The sequence below is a fragment of the Listeria farberi genome (assembly GCF_014229245.1).
Taxonomy (GTDB): domain Bacteria; phylum Bacillota; class Bacilli; order Lactobacillales; family Listeriaceae; genus Listeria; species Listeria farberi.
Map to the genome: position 1 here is coordinate 133,527 of NZ_JAARZJ010000006.1, position 16,222 is coordinate 149,748.

Sequence of the window (16,222 nt, forward strand, 5' to 3'; positions counted from 1 at the left end):
TTTTACTGAAGTGCTTGTTACTTCAGCAATAACAAGAATAAGCGGAGACACTATTGTTTCCGCTTATTTTCTGAAATAACGGGGGGCGACCCCAATCCTTTAAAATTAATGGAGGAACTTTAAATGGCTAAAAAAGTTGTAACTGATTTAGATTTAAAAGACAAAAAAGTTTTAGTTCGTGTTGACTTTAACGTGCCAATGAAAGACGGCAAAATCACTAACGACAACCGTATTGTTGCCGCACTTCCAACAATTGAGTACATCTTAGAACAAAACGGTAAAGCAATTCTATTTTCTCACCTTGGAAAAGTAAAAACAGAAGAAGATAAAGAAGGAAAATCTCTTCGTCCAGTAGCCGCTCGTTTAAGCGAATTACTTGGAAAAGAAGTGAAATTTGTTCCAACTACTCGTGGTCCAGAACTTGAAAAAGCAATTGATGAGTTAAAAGACGGCGAAGTACTTCTTTTTGAAAATACACGTTTTGAAGATATTGATGGTAAAAAAGAAAGCAAAAACGATCCAGAACTTGGAAAATACTGGGCTAGTCTTGGCGACGTTTTCGTAAATGACGCTTTCGGTACTGCTCACCGTGCGCACGCGTCTAACGTTGGAATCGCTTCTAACCTAGAATCAGCGGCCGGATTTTTGATGGAAAAAGAAATTAAATTCATCGGTGGTGTAGTTGATAATCCAACACGCCCACTAGTAGCAATCCTAGGTGGCGCTAAAGTTTCTGACAAAATCGGTGTTATCGAAAACTTACTTACAAAAGCAGACAAAGTACTTGTCGGTGGCGGAATGACTTTCACTTTCATGGCAGCTCAAGGTCAAGAAATTGGTAAATCTCTTCTAGAAGCAGATAAAGTTGAACTTGCTAAAGGTTTACTTGAAAAAGCTGGCGATAAACTAGTATTACCAGTTGATGCAGTTGTATCTAAAGAATTCAGTAACGATGCTCCTTTCCATACAGTGAGTGCAGATAGCATTCCAGCTGATGAAATGGGACTAGATATTGGTCAAGCTACAATTGACTTATTCACAAAAGAACTTCAAGGTGCTAAAACAGTAGTATGGAATGGTCCAATGGGCGTATTTGAACTTAGCAACTTTGCTAAAGGTACAATTGGCGTTTGTGAAGCTATTGCAAACTTAACGGATGCAACAACAATCATCGGTGGTGGGGATTCCGCAGCAGCAGCTATGGACTTAGGTTTTGCTGACAAATTCACACATATTTCCACTGGTGGCGGTGCATCTTTAGAATATCTTGAAGGTAAAGAGCTTCCTGGTGTTGCTTCTATTAGCGACAAATAAGCTGAACCAAAAATAATTTTTAATATCGAGAGGATGTTTATCCAAATGCGTAAACCAATTATTGCTGGTAACTGGAAAATGAACAAAACTGCTGCAAAAGCAGGACAATTTGCAGAAGACGTAAAAAATAACGTGCCATCAAGCGATGCTGTTGAATCAGTAGTAGCTGCACCGGCTCTATTTTTACAAGAATTAGTTCGTCTTACTGAAGGAACTAATCTTCGCGTAGCTGCACAAAACTGTTATTTTGAAGACGAAGGTGCTTTCACTGGCGAAATTAGCCCGTTTGCACTTGCTGACTTAGGTGTATCTTATGTTATTATTGGACACTCTGAACGTCGTGAGTACTTCCACGAAACAGACGAAGATATTAACAAAAAAGCACACGCAATCTTCAAACACGGCATGACACCAATCATTTGCTGTGGTGAAACATTAGATCAACGTGAAGCTGGTCAAACAGATACTTGGGTACGTGGTCAAATCCGTGCAGCGCTTGCTGGTTTAACGGAAGAACAAGTAATCAAATCTGTTATTGCTTACGAACCAATCTGGGCAATCGGTACTGGGAAATCTTCTACAAGTGCTGATGCAAACGAAACTTGTGCAGTTATTCGTGCAGAAGTTGCTGACGCTGTATCTCAAAAAGCAGCAGACGCAGTTCGTATTCAATACGGTGGTAGCGTAAAACCTGAAAACATTGCTGATTATCTTGCAGAGTCCGACATTGACGGCGCTCTTGTAGGTGGAGCAAGCTTAGAACCAGCATCGTTCTTAGCATTATTGGAGGCAGTAAAATAAAATGAGTAAATCACCTGTAGCAATTATTATCCTCGATGGTTTTGGTAAACGTGCAGAAACAGTAGGTAATGCTGTAGCTCAAGCAAACAAACCAAATTTCGACCGTTATTGGGCTAATTTTCCTCACGGGGAACTTAAAGCTGCCGGCCTTGATGTTGGTCTTCCTGAAGGCCAAATGGGTAACTCTGAAGTTGGCCATACAAACATCGGGGCTGGACGTATTGTCTACCAAAGCTTAACTCGTATTGACAAAGCTATTGAAGAAGGCGAATTCCAAGAGAACAAAGCCCTAAACAATGCCTTCACACATACAAAAGAAAACAACTCGGACCTACATCTTTTCGGTTTACTATCAGACGGCGGCGTGCATAGTCACATTAATCACCTCGTTGCACTTTTAGAAACTGCGAAAGATAAAGGCGTGAAAAACGTTTATATCCATGCATTCCTTGATGGACGTGACGTGGCTCCACAATCTTCACTAGAATATTTAGAAACACTACAAAAAGCTATTAGTGATTTAAACTATGGTGCAATTGCTACTGTTTCTGGACGTTTCTACGCGATGGATCGTGATAAACGCTGGGAACGTGTTGAAAAAGCTTACAAAGCAATCGTCAGCGCTGAAGGTGAAAAATTTGAAGATCCAATCGAACTTGTCAAAGCTTCTTATGCGAATGACAAAAATGATGAATTCGTTGTTCCTGCTATCATTACTAAAGATGGCGAACCTGTTGCAACAGTCAAAGACAACGATGCAGTTATTTTCTTCAATTTCCGTCCGGACCGTGCGATTCAACTTTCTAATGCATTCACTGATAAAGAATGGGATCATTTCGACCGCGGGGCTAACCACCCTAAAAACATCAAATTCGTTACAATGACTCTTTACAACCCAAGCATTGATGCAGAAGTTGCTTTTGAGCCAATTGAAATGAAAAATGTTATCGGCGAAGTACTTTCTAATGAAGGCCTTTCGCAACTGCGTATCGCTGAAACAGAAAAATATCCACACGTAACATTCTTTATGAATGGTGGACGAAATGAAGAATTCCCTGGTGAAAACCGGATTCTAATCAATTCGCCAAAAGTAGAAACATACGATTTGCAACCTGAAATGAGCGCATATGAAGTAACAGATGCACTTGTTGAAGACATTAAAAACGACAAACACGATGCGATCATCTTAAACTTCGCAAACCCAGATATGGTTGGGCACTCAGGTATGCTTGAGCCAACTATTAAAGCAATCGAAGCAGTAGATGAAAATCTTGGTCGTGTAGTAGACCTTATTTTAGAAAAAGGTGGATCAGCTATTATCTTTGCTGACCATGGTAACTCTGAAACAATGTCTACTCCAGAAGGAAAACCGCACACTGCGCACACTACTGTTCCAGTTCCAGTAATTGTAACAAAAAAAGGTGTAACGCTTCGTGAAGGTGGTCGTCTAGCTGACGTTGCGCCAACTATGCTTGATTTACTTGGCGTTAAAAAACCTGCCGAAATGACAGGTGAAAGTTTAATTCAAAAATAATTTTAGTTATTACTTTAGTTTTTTTGCAAACAGAGCTACAATAAATACGAATTTAAAAACGGATGGGTCTTTGATTTGAAGTGAATGTCCTATTCATTTCGTTCAATTAATCCCAACAAAGGAGAGAATTATAAATGTCTATTATTACTGAAGTTTATGCTCGCGAAGTCTTAGATTCCCGTGGTAACCCAACTGTTGAGGTTGAAGTTTATACTGAAGCTGGTGCGTTTGGTCGCGCTTTAGTTCCAAGTGGTGCTTCAACTGGTGAATACGAAGCTGTAGAATTACGCGATGGCGACAAAGCTCGTTACCTTGGAAAAGGTGTTTTAAAAGCTGTTGAAAACGTAAACGACATTATTGCTGACAAAATTATCGGTTTTGACGTAACTGACCAAATCGGAATTGACAAAGCAATGATCGAACTTGATGGTACACCTAACAAAGGTAAATTAGGTGCTAACGCTATTCTTGGTGTTTCTTTAGCTGCTGCTCGTGCTGCTGCTGACGAACTAGGCGTACATTTATATGAATATCTTGGCGGAGTGAACGGTAAAGTTCTTCCAGTTCCAATGATGAACATCCTTAACGGCGGAGAACATGCTGATAACAATGTCGACGTTCAAGAATTTATGGTAATGCCTGTTGGAGCTCCAAACTTTAAAGAAGCTCTACGTATGGGTGCTGAAATCCTACACGCACTTAAAGCTGTTCTTAAAGGTAAAGGCTTAAACACTGGTGTTGGTGATGAAGGTGGATTCGCTCCAAACCTTAAATCCAACGAAGAAGCTCTTGAAACAATCATGCAAGCAATTAAAGATGCTGGTTACAAACCTGGCGAAGAAGTTAAACTTGCGATGGATGCTGCATCAAGTGAGTTCTATAACCGCGAAACTGGTAAATACGAACTTAAAGGTGAAGGCGTAACTCGTACTTCTGAAGAAATGGTAACTTGGTATGAAGAAATGATTACTAAATACCCAATCATCTCTATTGAAGATGGCTTAGACGAAAATGACTGGGACGGATTCAAACTACTTACAGAACGTATTGGTGACCGCGTTCAATTAGTAGGTGACGATCTATTTGTAACTAACACAACTAAACTTAAAGAAGGTATCGAAAAAGGTATCGCTAACTCCATCCTAATCAAAGTTAACCAAATCGGTACTTTGACTGAAACATTGGATGCAATTGAAATGGCTAAACGCGCTGGTTACACTGCAGTTATCTCTCACCGTTCTGGTGAAACAGAAGATTCCACAATCGCTGACATTGCTGTAGCTACAAACGCTGGTCAAATCAAAACTGGTGCGCCTACTCGTACTGACCGTGTTGCAAAATATAACCAATTACTCCGCATCGAAGACAATTTGGCTGATCTTGCTGAATATCATGGTAACGACACTTTCTACAACTTGAAAAAATAAGTTGATTGAATAAAACGCTAAACACCGCGAAAAGTAAAATTTTCGTGGTGTTTTTTCTGTTTTGAAATAACAGGAGGGGGTAATGAGTTGGAAGAGGAGGTAATGCTGATGAAAGTAAAAAATAGTCAGGCCTCAAAAGTGCTCGAAACTCCAAAAATCAAAGACGCAGTGGTGCATGAAAAAAGCCACCCCATAGCCGAAAAGCGCTCTGTACCAAAGAAAATTATTGATGCAGATGTGCCGCAACAACAGTTCCATCGTAGACTTATGAAATAATTGCGCGCCTGATTCTACAATGTTAGAATCAGGCGTATTTTATTAGAAGCATTTTTATATGAAATCAAGTATAATCAGATGTAAAATAAGAGTATTAAAAGTCTCGCGCAAGGAGAAATGCTTTATGATAACAAAAATCAATGGAATTAACTTGTTTTATCAAATTTACGGGACTGGCGAACCGATTCTTCTTATTCACGGTAATGGTCAAAGTCACCGTTCCTTAAAGCGAATTATTGATGATTTATCGCTTGACCACCAAGTGATTGCAGTAGATAGTCGTGCTCACGGTAGGAGCGATGCGGGCAATATGCCACTTGATTTTGAAATAATGGCGCTTGATATGCTTTCATTACTCGATTTTTTGAAAATTGATAAATATAAAATTGTCGGATATAGTGATGGAGGGATTGTTGCTCTTGTAATGGGAAAAATGCAGCCACATCGTCAAATTGCCTCTGTTGTTATCGGTACAAATTACCATGTAAACCAAATTCGCTTTTTGCCAGATTTATTTTGCCGAGTTGCTTATGGTTCTGCCGTTCTATTAGCGCCATTTAGCCGTTTTTTCGACCGAATGAAACAACAACTTGCTTTAACAATTTATCATCCACATATGTCTGAAGCAGATTTGAAAAGAATAACCGCACCACTTTTGGCAGTTGTTGGCGAATATGATTTGATTTCTTCTAAAGATACGAAAAAAATGGTGCATTCTGTTCAGCACGGCAAAATGGCAATTGTCAGAAATGGTCTTCATTATTTACCTAAACAAAAGCCAAAACAATTGTTACAATTAATTCATACTTTTTTTTCTGATTTAAGCGCGGGAATTCACAAATAGAATCACCTTAAATCCCTTTAGTACCAACATGTTTGGTAGTTGAGAAAAAAGTATTTGACAAGTTCTTTGGATAGCGTTAATATTGGTCTATTGGTCAGAACTCAAAAGGTAGCTTATTTAGTTCAGATGGGCTACAATGGAGTGGATTATAAAAGTGATGATATTAGGAGGATTGCGTAAAAATGAGTGCGGATCGTAGCTTTACGTTAAAAGCGGGAAATCGTGCTGTTTTGCTCTTGCATGGCTTTGCAGGGACTACAGAAGACGTAAGAGAACTTGGAGAAACTCTAGCAGAAAATGGATACACAGTACATGCACCAAACTTCAGAGGTCACGGGGATGAACCCGCTATTTTCTTGAAAACAACACCGGAAATGTGGTATGAAGATGCGGTGGCTGGATATCGTCAACTTGAAAAAGACGGATATAATGAAATTGCAATTGTCGGTGTGGCAATGGGCGGTGTTTTTGCGCTTAAAATGGCAGAATCGTTTTCACCAAAAGCGATTGTTCCACTCTGCGCCAACGTAAACCGCAAAATGCGCTATATCCCAATCGAAAACTATTTAACTAAACAATTAAAGAAACAAGGTATAGTAGAACAAGAAGCGAATCAAATGTTAAAAAACTATCTTCCTGAAATTGATGTAATGACGGAAGCACGTGCTACTTTCTACAAAAATGTAGCAAGCGACATTGAGAAAATCCATGTACCAACAATGATTGGCCAAGGCTGCCAAGACGAAGAAATCGATGCAGATAATGCCAACTATATCTTTAAGCACATTCATACAAATGACAAACAACTATGTTTCTATGCAGGTTCAGGTCACGATATTGTGAACGACTGTGAAAAAGATATTTTAGAAGAAGACTTGATTTACTTCTTAGACGATTTAGTTTGGCTCGAGGAAAAAGTTGTTTGATTATTGTATAGAAACAAACCTTTACGTATAATACCAAATATGGTAAAATTAACCTTAGTCAAATTGGGCGGTTTTAGGAGGAAAGAACAATGAGTACAGTTTTAACGGTCTTACTCATCATCGTATCAGTACTGTTAATTACAGTTATCATACTTCAACCAGGTAAAAGTGCTGGCTTATCCGGTGCCATTTCTGGTGGAGCTGAGCAATTATTCGGTAAGCAAAAAGCAAGAGGACTAGAACTTATTCTACATCGTACAACCATCGTTCTATCCATTGTTTTCTTCGCAATACTAATTGCACTGGCATACTTTGTACAGTAACGAGATGTTAACCACCTGAATGAAAATTTAGGTGGTTTTTTATTATTGGAGTTCTAAAGAAGCGTATTCCGCTTCCCTAGAACTCCAATACAAGGCGTAACAAAGTGGAGCGTTGTTTCCATTAAAAAAAGTGGACGAACAACCCAAAAAGAGGCGAACAAATTACTAAATACAACAAATCCCCTAGAACTCCAATACAAGGCATAACGAAGTGGAGCGTTGTTTCCATTAAAAAAAGTGGACGAACACCCCAAAAAGGGGTGCACAAAACATTAATTTAGTAAATCCCTTAGAACTCCAACAAAAATAACATCCACCTCAGAACAACCAAAACTCCAAAAAGAACCAAGGAGCGATATTTATTATGAAAATAACACCACCACAACCATTTTTATTTGAAAAAGGTAAAAGAGCAGTGTTACTCTTACACGGTTTTACAGGTAGCTCAGCGGATGTAAGAATATTAGGTAGGTTTTTACAAGAAAACAATTACACTTGCTACGCCCCTCAATACAGAGGCCACGGTGTATCTCCTGACCTACTCTTGAAAACGGGGCCAAACGACTGGTGGGAAGATGTTCTTGCGGCATATGACCATCTAAAATCTCTTGGTTATACCGAAATTGCTGTAGCAGGACTTTCACTCGGTGGACTTTTTTCATTAAAATTAGGTTTTTCTAGGCCGTTAAAGGGAATTATAGCCATGAGTACCCCAACAAGGATGGACAGTTCATCACCAATAATTCAAGGCTTTTTAGATTATGTACGTAATTATAAAAAATTAGAAGGTAAAACACCTGAACAAATCGATGCAGAAATGGTTGCTTATAAAGATGCCCCAATGAATACCATTGCTAAATTAAAAGATGAAATTAATGGTGTTGTGGCTGAAATAGATATGATTTATGCACCAATTATGGTCATTCAAGGTGAAAAAGATGACATGGTTGATGTGAGCGGAGCACAGCTAATTTATGATACAGTAGAATCAACAAAGAAAGAATTACACTGGTTTAAAGAATCTGGTCATGTCATCACATTAGACAAAGAAAGAAAAGACGTAAACCAAGCCGTTTTAACATTTTTAGATAGTTTAGATTGGCTAGAATAAACAACTTTTAAAACAGAGAGAGGAGGGACAGAAGTGGAACAAAAACAAATGGAAGAAAAAATTATGAATTTACTAACTTCGGCGCCTGATAAAACGTTTGCGCTAGAAGATTTAGAAATAGAAATAGCTTTAAACAATGCGGATGACTTTAAATTAATGGTGAAAGCTTTAGTAAAACTGGAAGATTCCGGAACTATTGTCCGCTCAAGGAAGAATCGGTATGCATTACCAGAAAAAATGGACTTAGTAAAAGGAACATTTCGCGCACATGAACGAGGTTTTGGCTTTGTTCTCCCAGAAGAAAAGGAAATGGACGATATTTTTATCCCGCCAAATGAAGTAAAAGACGCAATGAATGGGGACTTAGTTTTTGCGACGATTACGAAACGTAAAGGCGATAATTTGGCAGAAGGTACGATTAAGAAAATTGTCGAACGGAAGACAACGCAAATCGTCGGAACTTATATGGAAGACTTAGCTGGTACTCCGATTGTGATGCCAGATGATAAGCGACTTTTCGGTGAAGTGGAAATTGATTTAGAGGACGGTTTAAAACCAGTTGATGGACATAAAGTTATCGTTGAATTGACAGAATATGCAACTGGCCATGCGCGTGCAAAAGGGGTAGTTAAGTCTATTATCGGTCACCGCAATGACCCAGGAGTGGATATTTTATCAATTATTCATAAACATGGTATTTCAATTGGATTCCCGGAAGAAGTAATGGAGCAAGTAAGTAAAGCACCTGATGTGGTTGATGATTCAGATATTGGCAATCGTCGTGACTTGCGCGATCAAATGATTATTACGATTGACGGGGCAGACGCTAAGGATTTAGATGATGCTGTTACTGTTAAGCAACTTCCGAACGGCAACTGGAAGCTAGGCGTTCATATTGCAGACGTAACGCATTATGTAACAGAAGGCTCGCCACTTGATAAAGAAGCGCAAGACCGTGGAACGAGTGTTTATTTGGTTGACCGGGTAATTCCGATGTTGCCACATAGACTATCGAATGGAATTTGCTCGCTTAATCCGCAAGTTGACCGTTTTACCATGAGTTGTGAAATGGAAATTGATCAAGAAGGTCATGTGGTTAACCACGAAATTTTTGAAAGTATTATTAAAACTACGGAACGTATGACGTATACGGATGTAAATGATATTTTAGTTGAAAAAGACGAAGCGTTGCGTGAAAAATATGCGCCAATTGTTCCGATGCTTGAAGCAATGCAGCATTTGGCTGAAATCCTTCGCCATAAACGTGAAAAACGTGGCGCGATTGATTTTGATTTTAAAGAAGCACGTGTAGTTGTTGATGAAGAAGGTCATCCAGAAGCAGTCGTTATGCGCGAACGTTCAGCGGGAGAGCATTTGATTGAAGAATTTATGCTTGCTGCCAATGAAACAGTCGCAGAACATTTCCACTGGATGGATGTACCATTTATTTATCGTATCCATGAAGATCCAAAAGAAGATAAATTAGCTCGTTTCTTTGAATTCATTACGAACTTTGGCTTGATTGTGAAAGGAACAGCTAACGATATTCACCCAGCTGCTTTACAACAAGTACTAGAAGAAGTAAAAGGTAAACCAGAAGAAATGGTTGTTTCTACTGTTATGCTGCGTTCGATGCAACAAGCGAAGTATGATACAGTGAGCGCCGGACACTTTGGTTTGTCTACTGATTTTTATACTCATTTCACCTCGCCGATTCGTCGTTACCCAGATTTAATCGTTCACAGGTTGATTAGAGAGTATTTAATTAACGGCGATGTTCGTCCGGAAACATTAGAAAAACGCGCTGAGGAGCTTCCTGAGATTGCTGAACATAGCTCGAAAATGGAGCGACGTGCCGTAGAAGCAGAACGCGAAACAGACGAACTGAAGAAAACGGAATTCATGGTCGACAAAGTGGGCGAACGTTTCATCGGAATCATTAGTTCGGTAACCAATTTTGGCTTATTTATCGAGCTACCGACAACGATTGAAGGTCTTGTCCATGTGAGTGCAATGAAAGGCGATTATTTCAAATTCCATCAAAATCAGTTAGCGATGATTGGCGAAAGAACGGGTCAAATTTATCGTATCGGTGATGAAGTGGAAGTAGAAGTAACTAAAGTTGATGTGGATGCACGTGAAATAGATTTTGCGCTCCGTAGTGAAGGTAAACCTGGTCCAGTGAGCGACAAACAAAAACGCCAACGCGAAAAACCGATTGATAAAACTAGAAACTTCAAGAGTAGTTCAAAAAATAATCGTAATAAGCGCAGAACTGGAAAATCAGATGATACGAAACCAAAATCAGAACGTAAAGAAGACGAATGGTATACAAAACCTAAGAAGAAAAAGAAGAAAAAACCTTTTTATCAAGGTGTAGCAAAAGAAAGCCCGAAAAAGAAAAAACGTCGCTAGAAAGGATGGGGAGTTATGCCAAAAGGTGATGGTAAACTAGTCGCGCAAAATAAAAAAGCGCGCCACGATTACGCAATTGAAGAAACTTTTGAGGCTGGCATTGTCCTACAAGGTACTGAAATTAAATCCGTTAGAAACGCACGGGTAAACTTAAAAGATTCCTATGCACGTATCGACAAAGGGGAAATTTTCTTACACAATATGCATATTAGTCCATATGAACAAGGGAACCGCTACAACCATGATCCACTAAGGACGCGCAAGTTGCTTTTACATAAGAAGCAAATTAGCCGCTTAATTGGAGAAACGAAAGAGTCGGGTTATTCGATTGTTCCACTAAAAATGTATATTAAAGACGGCTACGCAAAAGTACTCATCGGTGTGGCTCGAGGTAAAAAGAAATACGATAAACGCCAAGATTTAAAACAAAAAGAAGCAAAACGTGATATTGAACGTGCATTTAAAGAGCGCCAACAATAAAATGCCTAAACCTAGTTATGTAACACTTAGTTAGATAAACTAGGTTTAGCTCTTGCCTTTTTAATTCAGTAACAGGTTTAGATTTTGCCGAGAATATCGTAATATATTTTTTATAAAAGAATCGCATTTACTATATGTTTTTCTATTTGTAAAGCCTTGTTTTTTCCTGTATAATAACAAATGTTAGCTCTAATCCTGGGGATGTTACGGATTCGACAGGGATAGTTCGAGCTTGAGTTGCGAGTCGGGGGGATCGTCCTCGTTATCAACGTCAAAGCCAATAATAACTGGCAAAGAAAAACAAAACCTAGCTTTCGCTGCCTAATAAGCAGTAGCATAGCTGATCCTCCGTGCATCGCCCATGTGCTACGGTAAGGGTCTCACTCTAAGTGGGCTACACTAGTTAATCTCCGTCTGGGGTTAAATAGAAGAGCTTAATCAGACTAGCTGAATGGAAGCCTGTTACCGGGCCGATGTTTATGCGAAATGCTAATACGGTGACTACACTCGTAGATATTCAAGTGCCGATATTTCTGGACGTGGGTTCGACTCCCACCATCTCCATAAAATAAAAAAGTTATGAATGGCTGTATAAAACTGTTTATAGCTTTTTTTATTAGAAACATTTAAACTCCAAGGTTAACGCTGAAAATAAAGTGACATTATAGAGAGGTTATCAATGAGTACAGAAGAATTTGTAAAAAACGTTCATAAAGAAAAAGACAATTTATTGAGAGTATACTTTGAAAATCAAAATAGTGAAGTTAGTAATCAAATAAATACCATGGAATTAACTGCTAAACAAAAAGAAAAATTAAATAAAGTTCTTGATATAGCTTTAAGTGACCTTTGTTTTACTTTATTATCTGCATTAGATGGCGCTACTTCATTAGGGGATCTCGAACAAACTGATTATACTTTATATGATGAAGATGAAAATGAATTAGTGCAAAATGGACAAATGGAATTAGCTGCATATGAGTATTTTTTTAATAGAAACTAATAATTCAAAGGTAAACATCCCAAAACAGTTTTGGGATGTTTTTTTAATTTCCCTTAACTTGATTATTTCTTTCTCTTTTATTTACAATTTTCTGCTAAGCTATTATTAAAGAAGTAAAGAGAGGACGAACTAGATGAGAGGTCTAAGGAAAATTTTCGTTATTTTTATTGTAATTGGATTTATATATGTATTGATTGTTGCGACGTTTATGTTCAGTGGGACGAAAGCTAAACCGGGTGAAAATGTAAAAACGGTACTTATTTTAGGTGCGAAAATAAACGGAAATCCGGCTAGCCCCTCGTTAGTTTTGCAAGAAAGGTTGGATGCGGCTGTTGCTTATTTGAATGAATATCCAAAAGCAAAAGTGATTGTTAGTGGTGGTCAGGGGGCGGATGAAAGTGCAACAGAAGCTTCAATTATGGAAGAATATTTAGTTAACGAGGGAATTGCTAGGAACCGGATTAAGCAGGAAACCAAATCTAAAAGAACAGAAGAAAATATTAAATATAGTAATGCGACATTTGATTTAGGAAAAACAGTGATTGTGACAAGTGACTATCATATGTATAGGGCATTAATGCTAGCAAAACGTCAAGGGATTGATGCAACCGGTCTTCCAGCAAAATCGCGGACATTTGCTAAATACAAAGGAATGATGCGAGAAGTTTTATCCATCACTTATGGGTGGGTTTTTGACCGCTAATACATGCTATAATAAGGCTAAAAGAGCTGGAGGTTTTGGGATGAAACTAGAGCGGATTTTAGCAATACTTGTAATGATTTTAGAGCGAAAAGTACTAGCAAGTGAGCTGGCTGAAAAATTTGAAGTAAGTACACGGACGATTTATCGTGATATGGATACATTACTCTATGCCGGATTTCCAGTCGTTGCTTTACCAGGAAAAAATGGCGGATTTACGATGCTTGATACATATAAACTAGCAACGTTTACTTTTTCTGAGGAAGAGAAGCGGATTTTGCTTGAAGCACTAGAGGCGCGTTCGGAATTTATGTTAAATGATAGACAAGAAACTTTACGAGAAAAAATCACTTTATTACAAACAGAAAAACCAACTAGCAATTATATTTTCTTTGATTCAGCGACACAACATCGCAAACAAATCGAGGCGGAAGTAAAACGAAAAATCGCCTATATTCAAAAAGCTTTTACAATGAAAAAACAGCTAGATATAACATATATTGCGATGGACGGAGCAGAGACAAAACGAGAAATTTCACCTCAAAAATTAAACTTAATGGATGGCAGCTGGTATTTAGAAGCATACTGTCACAAAAGAGCAGCCATTCGCCACTTTAAATTAACAAGAATAACGACTTTGAAAGAAACGAGTAAAACTAGTATGAAAATAAAAGAAGACCAAAAACAAGTTGAAGTAACAAAAAAAATTGTTTTAGAGTTTCCGAAAAACCAGCTTGGAAAATTATTGGATTACTTTTTGTTAGAAGAAATGCAAATTGAGATAGATTTAGTTCGTGTAACGTTTCAATATGATCCTGAGCGGAACATTATCCCGTTTTTATTGATGTTTGGAAGTGCGGTGAAGATTTTAGAACCGGATTCACTACAAAAAGAATATAAAGCCGAAGTGGAAAAACTTTATTTTAATTTGAATTGTTGACAGATAGCTGTCAAGTTTAGTTCGCTATAATGGTTTTAAAGGAGGCGGCAAATAATGATTTTACAAGAAAATAAAGTGATTTTTGGAAAAGAGATACGTGCAAACAACGAAAATTTTAGCCCGATTGCAGAACTGTGGGGCGAGATAATGGCGGATAAACCTACTGGAGATATTTTTGCAGTATATAGTAATTATGCCAGTGATTATAAAGGTGACTATGATTTGTTGGTAGGCACAAAAGGCTGGGATGAAGAGAGAAGCGTAGTAATTGAAGCCGGAGAATATCTGGTATTTTCTGTAGATAATGCGAGTCATAAAGGTGTGGAGGAAGCGTGGCAGCGGATTTGGGCGCAAGATAGCAAATTAAAACGAACATACAAAACGGATTTCGAATGGTATCATACGAATGGGAAGATAGACATATATATATCGATATAAAAAATCCCCTCATAAGGAGGAGATTTCTTGATTATTTAAGGTTTTCTACTGCTTTAGCTGGGACTTCTTTTTCGGAAACTTCTTCAAAAGAAGTCACGCCTTTTAATTTTTTATAATATAGCTTTAAGTAAGCTCCTTTGCGCAAGTTTTTATCTGCTTTGAAAGAAACTTCTTTTAAAGCGCCATCTTTGTCATAGGCAGGCATTGTGTATGAGTAATTGAAACCTCTTTCGTTGCCTTCTTCGCCATCTTTTGTGATTTTAACATACAGTTGCTCAGCACCTATTTTATTTCCACTATTTAAATAGTACACGCCAAAAGCGATACCACCTAGAAGTATTACGCTAATAATGAGTAGAATTATTTTTTTCATTGTTTAAACCATCCTTTTCAGAGTTCTTACGTTTATTTTAACGAAGAAAAGGACTTGATTCCCTCGTAAAAGGTAACAAAATCAGTGGTTTAAGCTTACATATTTGTTAGAAAGGAGTAACATTTGATGACAAGACCAAAAAATAAAGAAGAGCTACTTCAAAAAAGTGCGGAAAAGTATCAACAGTTGAATGATTTAATCAACTCTATTCCAAAAGAAAAGCAACAGATGATGTTTCCGTTTGAAGACCGGGATAAGAATATTCGGGACGTGGTGGTGCATTTGCATGAATGGCATAAGATGGCGCTGGGGTGGTATGAGGTTGGGATGAGCGGAAAGAAGCCATTTATGCCGGCAGAAGGTTATACATGGAAAACGACACCAGAGCTTAATTTGGTCATTTGGCAAAAATACCAAGGGACTGATTTAGCGCAAGCGAGGGAATTGCTAGATGAAACTCACAATAAAGAAATGGTTTTAATTGCGGAACATTTGGATGAAGAGCTGTTTACAAAAAAATATTATAAATGGACGAATTCAACGTCACTTGGAGCTATTTTTATTTCAAGTACATCTAGTCATTACGACTGGGCGATTAAAAAAATACGGAAATTTAAGAAAGCCGCTGGAATCAAATAAATTCCAGCGGCTTTTTATTTTATTGTAACGCGGATTCGTCTAAATAAGCAATTTCCCAAAGATGGTTGTCTAAATCAAGAAAACTTCTGCTATACATGAAATCGTAGTCTTGTGTTTCGCCAGCTTGTTTAGCGCCAATTTCAAAAGCATGATCAACAAGTTTGTCGACAGCTTGGCGGCTATCTTGGGTGATGGTGATGAGAACTTCGCGTACTTTTGATGTGTCAGCGATGCCTTCTTTATGGAAAGTCTGGAAGAAATCTTCTTTCAAGAGCATGGCGAAAATATTTTCCCCGATGAGCATTTGGGTAGCATTTTCGTCTGTGAATTGAGGGTTAAATTCGTAGCCAAGTTCCGTGAAAAAAGCGACAGTTGCTTGTAAATCTTTTACAGGCAAATTAATAAAAATTTGTTCCGAACGTGTTGCCATAATTTATCACCTCCAGCCAAAAATAGCATGCAGAAAACTACATGTCAATGAATAAGTTGTGGTAAAGTAGGGAAGATATAAAGTAAGCCAAAAATTGAATATCAAAAAACCACTTGTAATCGGTTTCTTTTTGTACTATAATGTTAGAGAAAAGCATAGGATTGTTACTGCTGAGGCAGGCAAAACCTAGATTAATTCAAGTGCTATTTTGATATTAATAGCATTGGAATTAGTTTGGGTTTTTTTCT

General features: G+C 38.1%; 18 protein-coding genes and 1 other RNA gene. 17 read left to right on the forward strand and 2 right to left on the reverse strand.

All coding sequences use genetic code 11. From position 1 onward, the window contains the following. The first annotated feature begins 123 nt into the window (after positions 1 to 123). The 16 genes from HCB45_RS07075 to HCB45_RS07150 all read left to right on the forward strand — a co-directional run bounded on the left by HCB45_RS07075 (position 124) and on the right by HCB45_RS07150 (position 14,532). Positions 124 to 1,314 carry a phosphoglycerate kinase gene (locus HCB45_RS07075; protein ID WP_185319862.1) on the forward strand — a complete coding sequence of 397 codons (1,191 nt, stop codon included), beginning with the start codon at positions 124 to 126 and terminating at the stop codon, positions 1,312 to 1,314. A gap of 45 nt (positions 1,315 to 1,359) precedes the next feature. Further along, entirely contained in the window at positions 1,360 to 2,115 is a 756-nt protein-coding gene (gene tpiA / locus HCB45_RS07080) for a triose-phosphate isomerase (RefSeq protein ID WP_003726581.1), read from the forward strand. A 1-nt stretch (position 2,116) separates the two neighbouring features. Continuing rightward, entirely contained in the window at positions 2,117 to 3,649 is a 1,533-nt protein-coding gene (gene gpmI / locus HCB45_RS07085) for a 2,3-bisphosphoglycerate-independent phosphoglycerate mutase (protein WP_185619410.1), read from the forward strand. 134 nt (positions 3,650 to 3,783) lie between these two features. Continuing rightward, entirely contained in the window at positions 3,784 to 5,076 is a 1,293-nt protein-coding gene (eno, locus tag HCB45_RS07090; RefSeq protein WP_003727923.1) for a phosphopyruvate hydratase, read from the forward strand. Positions 5,077 to 5,178: 102 nt separating this feature from the next. Next, positions 5,179 to 5,352, forward strand: a complete 174-nt coding sequence (locus HCB45_RS07095; RefSeq protein WP_185319970.1) for a hypothetical protein — start codon at positions 5,179 to 5,181, stop codon at positions 5,350 to 5,352. Between the two features lie 124 nt (positions 5,353 to 5,476). Then, entirely contained in the window at positions 5,477 to 6,196 is a 720-nt protein-coding gene (locus HCB45_RS07100) for an alpha/beta fold hydrolase (RefSeq protein ID WP_185619413.1), read from the forward strand. A gap of 182 nt (positions 6,197 to 6,378) precedes the next feature. Then, a complete protein-coding gene (locus HCB45_RS07105) occupies positions 6,379 to 7,122 on the forward strand; it encodes an alpha/beta hydrolase (protein WP_185619415.1) in 744 nt (247 codons plus the stop codon). Positions 7,123 to 7,211: 89 nt separating this feature from the next. Continuing rightward, positions 7,212 to 7,445 (forward strand): preprotein translocase subunit SecG, encoded by a 234-nt coding sequence (secG, locus tag HCB45_RS07110; protein WP_003739713.1) that lies wholly within the window; start codon positions 7,212 to 7,214, stop codon positions 7,443 to 7,445. Positions 7,446 to 7,809: 364 nt separating this feature from the next. Continuing rightward, positions 7,810 to 8,556, forward strand: coding sequence for an alpha/beta hydrolase (locus HCB45_RS07115; RefSeq protein ID WP_185319858.1), 747 nt, complete (start codon positions 7,810 to 7,812; stop codon positions 8,554 to 8,556). A 33-nt stretch (positions 8,557 to 8,589) separates the two neighbouring features. Further along, positions 8,590 to 10,971, forward strand: coding sequence for a ribonuclease R (rnr, locus tag HCB45_RS07120; protein WP_185619417.1), 2,382 nt, complete (start codon positions 8,590 to 8,592; stop codon positions 10,969 to 10,971). 15 nt (positions 10,972 to 10,986) lie between these two features. After that, positions 10,987 to 11,451, forward strand: coding sequence for an SsrA-binding protein SmpB (gene smpB / locus HCB45_RS07125; protein ID WP_003723350.1), 465 nt, complete (start codon positions 10,987 to 10,989; stop codon positions 11,449 to 11,451). A gap of 197 nt (positions 11,452 to 11,648) precedes the next feature. Then, positions 11,649 to 12,018, forward strand: a transfer-messenger RNA (tmRNA) gene (ssrA, locus tag HCB45_RS07130). Positions 12,019 to 12,130: 112 nt separating this feature from the next. After that, a complete protein-coding gene (locus HCB45_RS07135; RefSeq protein WP_185319856.1) occupies positions 12,131 to 12,454 on the forward strand; it encodes a hypothetical protein in 324 nt (107 codons plus the stop codon). 133 nt (positions 12,455 to 12,587) lie between these two features. Next, complete coding sequence (locus tag HCB45_RS07140) at positions 12,588 to 13,157, forward strand: YdcF family protein (RefSeq protein WP_185619419.1); 570 nt, start codon at positions 12,588 to 12,590, stop codon at positions 13,155 to 13,157. Between the two features lie 40 nt (positions 13,158 to 13,197). Then, entirely contained in the window at positions 13,198 to 14,094 is an 897-nt protein-coding gene (locus tag HCB45_RS07145) for a helix-turn-helix transcriptional regulator (RefSeq protein WP_185619421.1), read from the forward strand. 54 nt (positions 14,095 to 14,148) lie between these two features. Then, positions 14,149 to 14,532 (forward strand): GyrI-like domain-containing protein, encoded by a 384-nt coding sequence (locus HCB45_RS07150; RefSeq protein WP_185319853.1) that lies wholly within the window; start codon positions 14,149 to 14,151, stop codon positions 14,530 to 14,532. 31 nt (positions 14,533 to 14,563) lie between these two features. Here HCB45_RS07150 and HCB45_RS07155 read toward each other — a convergent pair whose 3' ends face one another. Then, the gene (locus HCB45_RS07155; RefSeq protein ID WP_185319852.1) at positions 14,564 to 14,905 is read right to left on the reverse strand and encodes a YxeA family protein; all 342 of its coding nucleotides are present in this window, start codon (positions 14,903 to 14,905) and stop codon (positions 14,564 to 14,566) included. Positions 14,906 to 15,031: 126 nt separating this feature from the next. Between HCB45_RS07155 and HCB45_RS07160 the strand changes: the two genes are divergently transcribed. Further along, positions 15,032 to 15,544: a ClbS/DfsB family four-helix bundle protein gene (locus HCB45_RS07160; RefSeq protein WP_185319851.1), complete on the forward strand. Its 513-nt coding sequence runs from the start codon at positions 15,032 to 15,034 to the stop codon at positions 15,542 to 15,544. Between the two features lie 19 nt (positions 15,545 to 15,563). Here HCB45_RS07160 and HCB45_RS07165 read toward each other — a convergent pair whose 3' ends face one another. Next, a complete protein-coding gene (locus HCB45_RS07165; protein WP_185319850.1) occupies positions 15,564 to 15,974 on the reverse strand; it encodes a VOC family protein in 411 nt (136 codons plus the stop codon). Positions 15,975 to 16,222 lie beyond the last annotated feature (248 nt).

Bases quoted from the DNA above. Each gene is read 5' to 3' on its own strand.
- HCB45_RS07135 (WP_185319856.1), top strand. From the start codon at position 12,131: ATGAGTACAGAAGAATTTGTAAAAAACGTTCATAAAGAAAAAGACAAT.
- HCB45_RS07095 (WP_185319970.1), top strand. From the start codon at position 5,179: ATGCTGATGAAAGTAAAAAATAGTCAGGCCTCAAAAGTGCTCGAAACT.
- HCB45_RS07145 (WP_185619421.1), top strand. From the start codon at position 13,198: ATGAAACTAGAGCGGATTTTAGCAATACTTGTAATGATTTTAGAGCGA.
- gpmI (WP_185619410.1), top strand. From the start codon at position 2,117: ATGAGTAAATCACCTGTAGCAATTATTATCCTCGATGGTTTTGGTAAA.
- HCB45_RS07150 (WP_185319853.1), top strand. From the start codon at position 14,149: ATGATTTTACAAGAAAATAAAGTGATTTTTGGAAAAGAGATACGTGCA.
- HCB45_RS07155 (WP_185319852.1), bottom strand. From the start codon at position 14,905: ATGAAAAAAATAATTCTACTCATTATTAGCGTAATACTTCTAGGTGGT.
- HCB45_RS07165 (WP_185319850.1), bottom strand. From the start codon at position 15,974: ATGGCAACACGTTCGGAACAAATTTTTATTAATTTGCCTGTAAAAGAT.
- HCB45_RS07105 (WP_185619415.1), top strand. From the start codon at position 6,379: ATGAGTGCGGATCGTAGCTTTACGTTAAAAGCGGGAAATCGTGCTGTT.
- tpiA (WP_003726581.1), top strand. From the start codon at position 1,360: ATGCGTAAACCAATTATTGCTGGTAACTGGAAAATGAACAAAACTGCT.
- secG (WP_003739713.1), top strand. From the start codon at position 7,212: ATGAGTACAGTTTTAACGGTCTTACTCATCATCGTATCAGTACTGTTA.
- eno (WP_003727923.1), top strand. From the start codon at position 3,784: ATGTCTATTATTACTGAAGTTTATGCTCGCGAAGTCTTAGATTCCCGT.
- smpB (WP_003723350.1), top strand. From the start codon at position 10,987: ATGCCAAAAGGTGATGGTAAACTAGTCGCGCAAAATAAAAAAGCGCGC.
- HCB45_RS07115 (WP_185319858.1), top strand. From the start codon at position 7,810: ATGAAAATAACACCACCACAACCATTTTTATTTGAAAAAGGTAAAAGA.
- HCB45_RS07140 (WP_185619419.1), top strand. From the start codon at position 12,588: ATGAGAGGTCTAAGGAAAATTTTCGTTATTTTTATTGTAATTGGATTT.
- HCB45_RS07160 (WP_185319851.1), top strand. From the start codon at position 15,032: ATGACAAGACCAAAAAATAAAGAAGAGCTACTTCAAAAAAGTGCGGAA.
- HCB45_RS07075 (WP_185319862.1), top strand. From the start codon at position 124: ATGGCTAAAAAAGTTGTAACTGATTTAGATTTAAAAGACAAAAAAGTT.
- HCB45_RS07100 (WP_185619413.1), top strand. From the start codon at position 5,477: ATGATAACAAAAATCAATGGAATTAACTTGTTTTATCAAATTTACGGG.